The organism is Bradyrhizobium sp. P5_C11_2, assembly GCF_054049755.1.
On record NZ_JBFULT010000522.1, the window covers coordinates 1 to 5,389 of the forward strand.

Sequence of the window (5,389 nt, forward strand, 5' to 3'; positions counted from 1 at the left end):
ATGGACGAACATATGGACGGTGCCCCTTCCGCCGAGGCCTCGGTACTCGACCACGTTCCGATGCGCAATGAAGACGGCGAAATTCGTCACGAATTCGTCGAGGAGATCGCGCATGCGATCGAGGCCGGCGACAGCGCCGCGCTGCGCGCCTGCGTCGCCGAGCTGCACGAGGCCGATCTCGGCGATCTGATCGGGGCTCTGGAGCCCGACGACCGTGTCCGCCTGGTCGAGCTCACCGGGCGCGATTTCGACTTCTCGGCGCTGAACGAGCTCGACGAGGGCGTGCGCGAGGAGATCCTCGAGGAGCTGCCGCCGGAGACCGTCGCCGAGGGCGTCCGCGAGCTCGAATCCGACGACGCGGTCGAGCTGCTCGAGACCCTCGACGAGGCCGATCAGGAGGAGATCCTCGAGAAGCTGCCGCTGCAAGAGCGCGTCGCGCTCGAGCGCAGCCTGCTTTATCCGGAAAATTCCGCCGGCCGGCGGATGCAGACCGAGTTCATCGCGGTGCCGCAGGATTTCACCGTGGGCCAGGCGATCGACTACATGCGCGAGACGCCGGATCTGCCCGACCGCTTCTACGAGATCTACGTCGTCGACAAGGACCAGCACTGGCAGGGCGCGATCCCGCTCGACGTGCTGCTCCGCGCCCGCCGTCCGGTGCCGCTCGCCGAGCTGACCGACGAGGATCGCCGCCGCGTCTCCGTCCTGGAGGACCAGGAGGAGGTGGCGCGAATGTTCGGCAAGTACAATCTCGTCGCCGCCCCCGTGCTCGACACCCAGGATCGCCTCGTCGGCGTCATCACCGTGGACGACGTCGTCGACGTGATCGAGGAAGAGGCGGACGAGGACCTCAAGGCGCTCGGCGGTGTCAACAGCGACGAAGAACTCTCCGACACCGTGTTCACCATCGCGCGGGCGCGGTTCAACTGGCTGCTGGTCAATCTCGCCACCGCCTTCCTCGCGTCCTCCGTGCTCGGCCTGTTCGAGGGCCAGCTCGAGAAGATGGTGGCGCTGGCCGTGCTGGCGCCGATCGTGGCGAGCCAGGGCGGCAACGCCGCGACCCAGACCATGACAGTCGCGGTGCGCGCGCTCGCCACCCGCGAGCTCGGCTCCTCCAATGCCTGGCGCGTGGTGATGCGCGAGGCCACGGTCGGCCTCGTCAACGGCCTCGCCTTCGCCGTGATCACCGGGATTGCGGCGGTGGTCTGGTTCAGGATCCCGGGCCTCGGCATCGTCATCGGGCTCGCGATCATCTGCAACCTCGTCGCCGGCGCGCTCGGCGGCATCTTGATTCCGATGGCGCTCGAGCGGGTGCGGGCCGATCCGGCGGTGGCCTCCGGCACGTTCGTCACCACCGTGACCGACGTCGTCGGCTTCTTCTCCTTCCTCGGCATCGCGACGCTCTGGTTCGGGTTGAGGTAGGCAGCGCGTTGGAATTCGTAGCCCGGATGGAGCGCAAGCGTAATCCGGGACCGCTGCTTCGGTACGAGAGGCGCCCCGGATTGCGCTGCGCTCCATCCGGGCTACGGACTGACAGCCATCATCTTTAATCCGAACTTAAGCGACCTGCCGCATCATCGCCCGCGCTTGGGGGAATGAGCATGCGGTTGCGGCTGAAGGCGGACGGGCGGATCGTCGAATTGCGGGACGGGCAGGAGTGTCCGCTCCAGCCCGCGAGCGCTGCCACGCCGGCTGAATCAGGTTCGCTCGCGGTGCGCGACCTGCGCCGTCGCGCCTGCCTCACCCAGATGGAGTTCGCCGCCAAATTGGGGGTGCCCGTCGAGACCATCCGCAACTGGGAGCAGGGCAAGCGCGCCCCCCGCGGGCCGGCCCGCGCGCTGCTCGCGGTGATCGCGCACGCACCGGAGACGGTGTTCCAGGCGCTTGCCAAAGCTTGACGTTTAAGGCTTGACGGCAAGGCCTGACGCCAACCTCCCGTTAGCATTGCGCTGAATAACCCGGTCCGGCTGTAGCGGCTTCCGTTGGCACTGTGGCTGGCCGGGTCCATAATGCGCCTGGGGGCGACTGCGACAGAGAGGATTCCTCATGCTGTTCGTCGAGGCCAACAGCGCACGGATACCGGCGATCGGACTCGGGACCTGGGAGTTGAGCGGGCGCACCTGCGCGCGCGTGGTCGAGCAGGCGCTGCGGTTCGGCTATCGCCACATCGATACCGCGCAGGTCTATGACAACGAGCGCGAGGTCGGCGACGGCCTGCGGTCCTCGGGCGTGCGCCGCGACGACATCTTCCTCACCACCAAGGTCTGGACCAACCATTTCGCGCCCCACGATCTCGAGCGCTCGGTCAAGGAGAGCCTCGTCCGGATGCGGCTTCCCTGCGTCGATCTCCTGCTGCTGCACTGGCCCAATTCGCACGTGCCGCTGGCGGAGACGCTGGGCGCGCTGGCGCATGCCAAGCGCATGGGCCTGACGCACCACATCGGCGTCTCCAACTTCACGGTGGCGCTGATCGAACAGGCGGTCGCGCTGTGCCCGGAGCCGCTCGCCTGCAATCAGGTCGAATTTCACCCCTATCTCGACCAGGCCAAGGTGCGGGCGGCGTGCGACCGGCATGGGCTGGCGCTGGTCGCCTACAGCCCGATCGCCAAGGGCCGCATCAAGAACGACCAGACGTTGGTCGAGCTCGGGCGCGCCCATCGCAAGACGCCGGCGCAAATCTGCCTGCGCTGGCTGGTGCAACAGAATGTTTCCGCGATCCCGCGGACCTCGCGCATCGAACGTCTGTCGGAAAACATCGAGATTTTCGATTTCGAGCTGTCGGACGACGAGATGGCGCGGATCTCGGCGCTGGCCAGTCCGAAGGGACGGCTGATGGATTTCGGCTTCGCGCCGAAATGGGATTGAGGGCGGGCTGCCGTAGGCCCAGCATGATCCGGAAAAGTGCGAAGCGGTTTTCCGATAAGATCATGCTCAAACGAGAGCCTGAAGCGCGATGACGGTTGATCCTGACCTCATCGCGCTTTAGGAGCAGGGCGGCAACCCAAGATCGGGCGATGGAACTGCGGAAGATCATACGGACGGACGTTGCAGCGTCGGCGATCGCGCATCTGGCGCTGGTGGGGCTGATCATCCTGATCAGCGAGGTCCATCCGTTTCACCCCGCAGCGCCCGAAACGGTGTCGGTCGACATCGTCACGCCGGAGCAGGTGAAGCAGGAGGAGGCCAAAGCCGAGGAAAAGGCCAAGGAAGAGGCCAAGAAGGCGCCGGAGCCGCCCCCCGACCTGAAGCTGCCGAAGCTCGATCTTACCGACAAGGCGGATGCGGCGGCGAAGGCCAAGCAACAGGCCGCGTCGCAATCATCGCAGCAGCAGCAGGCACCACCCGAACCGCAACAGCAGAAGCAGCCGCAGCCACAACCCTCACAGGCGCCAAAGCAACATGAGGCAAATGCGCAGTCGCAGCCTCAGCAGCCACAGCCTCAGCAGCCACAGCCTTCGCAACCCCAGCCGCAGCCATCGCAGCTGCCGCCGCAGCAGCCGCTGCCGCAATTGCAGCCTCAGCCGGCGCCGCAGCCTCAGTCGCTGCAGCAGCCTCAGCCGGCGCCGCAGCCGCCACAAGCGATGCCGCAGCGGGAGGCTGCGCCGCCGGCCTATCAGGCGCCCGAGCCCGACGTCACCGTCAAATACGGCGTCATGCTGGGCCTTCCGCCGGAATTGCCGCCCGAGCCGAAGGACGCGCCCAAGGACGACGGCGGCGACGCCAAGGACTCGATCGCCGCCAAGCTTCCGCCCGAAATCATCGCCGAGCTGCGCCGGCACTTGAAGAGCTGCGCAAAACTGCCGGCCGGGGTCGAGCCGACCGACAGCGTGCGCATCAAGCTGCGCGCGGTGCTCGCCACCGACGGCACGCTGCTGCGCCCGCCGATCCTGATCGAAGCCCCGCCATCAGCGAAGGGCGTGGCCCTCGTGAAGTCCGCGACGAGCGCGCTCCAGGCCTGCCAGCCCTACAGGATGCTGCCGGCCGACAAGTACGGGGAATGGAAGGTGATGGACCTGCCATTCACGCCGCGGGATTTTGGCGGGTAGGTTRCTGCCGATGCTAGCCGTTGGCGGCGAGGCAGGCGCGGACTTTGTCGGCAGCAGGTTTCGGCACTGCGTGCGCGCGCCATTGCTCGCGCGTGGCACCGGCGGAGGTGAGGCAGCGGTTGATGTTTCGGTCATATGTGGCGCGAGACATGCTGTCACGCTTGGCCTGGCAGGCCGGATCGCCGCCGCATTCGTAAAGTGGAGCCGCCTTGGCGGTCGATAGTCCGAGAACCGCCACCGCGGCAGCAATCATCAACTTGTTCATTTCGCCCCCCGATATTATGCGTTGAGTTATCTCAATCCCCTGAGCGTATAGCGTGTGGAATTGCTGTCTGCAATCTTAGGCAGCCGCCGCCGTATTGCGGTGGCAGTGCACACAATTGCCCTCGCCACCATCGCGCTCAAGCATTTGGCCGGTTTCAGGGCCGCCCGGTGCGCGGCTTCAACCATGCCATCATCGCGGCATGCGGCGTTCGCCGTCGGCGCGGCAGGCTATGTCTTTCGATGGCGCGTCGCGCAAAGGCGACCGCCTGCTCGGCGGACCGTCGTTGCTCGGGCGCAAGAGCCATCCACTCGCGAATGACAACACGTCGTATCTTCGATGTCGGCATCGGATAAATCCCTGAAGAGTTCTGTTTGCGTTGCTGCCGCGGGCGGTGGCTGGCGCTCACGCCGCCTGCTGAACGGGGAAGGCCTGCGAACGCCGCGCCAGCAGCACGCTGCCGCATGGATGCTCGGCGCCCTCCAGGACGACGAAGCCGTGCTTCGTCACTGCGGCACGAAGAGAGTCCTTCGCCGCTGCCTTCTGCGCATCGAGCCAGATCACCAGCACGGCGCGAGGGCTCAGGAAATCGTCGAGCCAATCCATTGCCGCATCGAGCGCATGAAGCGTGCGCCGCCGCCAATCCACCAGCGCGACTTCGTATTGAGCTGCCGGGAGGCCGCAATTGCCTGCCGCCGCCGCCAGCAGATATCCGCGACGATGCAACTGCATCATCAATTCCATGCTCTTTGTGCCGACCACGATGATACGCTGCCGCGTCGAACAGTTCGCGATTGCCATCATCGGATCAATGATCCGGTCGTTGACTTCTGAATTCGACATCATTCCACCAGTTCGCTCCGCCGCGCGAGCTTGCGCGACGGAGCGGATATGGCGACGGATGCCGTATGATTTCGAGATTGGCACGATCGCGATGGCATAGGATCGGCATAGGAMTGGCACGTACTGCGCACTCGCGGTCACTTATGCCGCGCCTAGAAACAGGCGATGTGCTCCCCATCGCATTTAAATACGGTCAGCGCCATTCTTCGGCCCGCGCGCGCCATCGCGCCTTGCATGG

At 65.8% G+C, this 5,389-nt stretch carries 6 protein-coding genes; 4 read left to right on the plus strand and 2 right to left on the minus strand.

The annotated features are described in order from the left end of the window. The 4 genes from mgtE (at position 1) to ACXJL8_RS32835 (ending at position 4,046) form a co-directional block, all read left to right on the plus strand. Positions 1 to 1,422 carry a magnesium transporter gene (gene mgtE / locus ACXJL8_RS32820; protein WP_456623061.1) on the plus strand — a complete coding sequence of 474 codons (1,422 nt, stop codon included), beginning with the start codon at positions 1 to 3 and terminating at the stop codon, positions 1,420 to 1,422. A 173-nt stretch (positions 1,423 to 1,595) separates the two neighbouring features. Beyond that, complete coding sequence (locus ACXJL8_RS32825) at positions 1,596 to 1,898, plus strand: helix-turn-helix domain-containing protein (protein WP_456623060.1); 303 nt, start codon at positions 1,596 to 1,598, stop codon at positions 1,896 to 1,898. A gap of 148 nt (positions 1,899 to 2,046) precedes the next feature. Beyond that, entirely contained in the window at positions 2,047 to 2,865 is an 819-nt protein-coding gene (locus ACXJL8_RS32830; RefSeq protein ID WP_456623059.1) for an aldo/keto reductase, read from the plus strand. Positions 2,866 to 3,014: 149 nt separating this feature from the next. Continuing rightward, entirely contained in the window at positions 3,015 to 4,046 is a 1,032-nt protein-coding gene (locus ACXJL8_RS32835) for a hypothetical protein (RefSeq protein WP_456623058.1), read from the plus strand. Positions 4,047 to 4,059: 13 nt separating this feature from the next. On the opposite strand, the gene ACXJL8_RS32840 is transcribed toward ACXJL8_RS32835, so the two are convergent. Together ACXJL8_RS32840 and ACXJL8_RS32845 are read right to left on the minus strand one after the other, a co-directional pair. Next, on the minus strand, positions 4,060 to 4,311 hold the full coding sequence (locus tag ACXJL8_RS32840) for a hypothetical protein (RefSeq protein ID WP_456623057.1): 252 nt from the start codon (positions 4,309 to 4,311) through the stop codon (positions 4,060 to 4,062). Between the two features lie 402 nt (positions 4,312 to 4,713). Next, a complete protein-coding gene (locus ACXJL8_RS32845) occupies positions 4,714 to 5,151 on the minus strand; it encodes a hypothetical protein (protein ID WP_456686286.1) in 438 nt (145 codons plus the stop codon). Positions 5,152 to 5,389: the final 238 nt, after the last annotated feature.